Source organism: Streptomyces sp. SBT349 (genome assembly GCF_001083795.1).
Classification (GTDB): domain Bacteria; phylum Actinomycetota; class Actinomycetes; order Streptomycetales; family Streptomycetaceae; genus Streptomyces.
The window spans coordinates 1-1,473 of the sequence record NZ_LAVK01000661.1; the positions used below are offsets into that span (position 1 = coordinate 1).

Consider the following 1,473-nt stretch of genomic DNA (forward strand, 5'->3'; position numbering starts at 1 on the left):
GACGGGGGGCGTGTCGTCAGGGGGCCGCTCCGGGGCCGGAACTGGAACGCGTTGCAGTGTACTGAGGGGGGAAGACGGGAGGTGCGTGGCGATTATCACCTGACTTGGCGTATTCCCGCCGAACGGGAGCGCGTTATCGTCGTCACTCCCGGGCAGTACCGGCGAGTACGGATGTGCGGAGGGGGCGGGGCGTGACAGCTGGGGCCGACGAGGACCGCCCGTTGCGGATCGCGCTGCTGACCTACAAGGGGAACCCGTTCAGCGGCGGCCAGGGCGTCTACGTCCGTCACCTCTCCCGTGAACTGGCCGCGCTCGGCCATCGGATCGAGGTCATCGGTGCCCAGCCCTACCCGGTCCTGGACGAGGGCGTTCCCCTCGCCCCGCTGCCCAGCCTCGACCTCTACCGGCAGCCCGACCCGTTCCGCACGCCCCGGCGCGACGAGTTCCGCGACTGGATCGACGTGCTGGAGGTCGCGACCATGTGGACCGGCGGCTTCCCGGAGCCGCTGACGTTCTCGCTGCGGGCCCGCCGCGAACTGGCCCGCAGGCGCGGCGCGTTCGACGTCGTCCACGACAACCAGACGCTCGGCTACGGCCTGCTCGGTCTGCACCGCCTCGGCCTGCCCCTGGTCACCACCATCCACCACCCCATCACCGTGGACCGCAGGCTCGAACTCGCCGCCGCCCGGACGAGGAAGCGGCGGGCCTCGCTGCGCCGCTGGTACGGCTTCACGCGCATGCAGAAGCGGGTCGCCCGCCGCCTGCCGAGGGTGCTCACCGTCTCCGGGGCCTCCCGCCGGGAGATCATCGAGGACTTCGCCGTCCCGCCGGAACGCGTCCACACCGTCCCGATCGGCGCCGACACCCGGGTCTTCCACCCCGACCCGGCGACCCCGCGCACGCCGGGGCGCATCGTCACCACATCGAGCGCCGACGCCCCGCTCAAGGGCCTGATCCACCTGGTGGAGGCGCTGGCCAAGGTGCGCACCGAACACCCGGGCGCCCACCTCGTCGTCGTCGGCGGCCGGCCGACCGGCGGCCCGGTCGCCGAGGCGCTGGACCGGTTCGGCCTCGGCCACGCCGTCGAGTTCGTCCGCGGCATCACCGACACCGAGCTCGCCGCGCTGATCCGCGGCGCCCAGGTGGCCTGCGTGCCCTCCCTGTACGAGGGCTTCTGCCTCCCCGCCGCCGAGGCGATGGCGACGGGCACCCCGCTGGTGGCCACCACGGGAGGCGCCATCCCCGAGGTCGCGGGGCCCGACGGCGACACGTGCCTGGCCGTGCCGCCCGGCGACGCGGGCGCGCTGGCCACCGCCCTCGGCAGGCTCCTCGCCGACGGGGACCTGCGCGCCCGCGTCGCCGCCGCGGGCCGCGCGCGGGTGCTGCGCCGGTTCACCTGGGAGCGCGCCGCCCGCGACACCGCCGAGCACTACCGCGCCGCGATCCGCGCGGCGGCCCGCCCTCCCCGTTGAC

1 protein-coding gene is annotated in these 1,473 nt (G+C 74.9%); it reads left to right on the forward strand.

Going from position 1 to position 1,473, the window contains the following annotated elements; all coding sequences use genetic code 11:
* The first annotated feature begins 191 nt into the window (after positions 1 to 191).
* Positions 192 to 1,472, forward strand: a complete 1,281-nt coding sequence (locus tag ADY01_RS35605; protein WP_107081908.1) for a glycosyltransferase family 4 protein — start codon at positions 192 to 194, stop codon at positions 1,470 to 1,472.
* The last annotated feature ends 1 nt before the right edge of the window (position 1,473 follow it).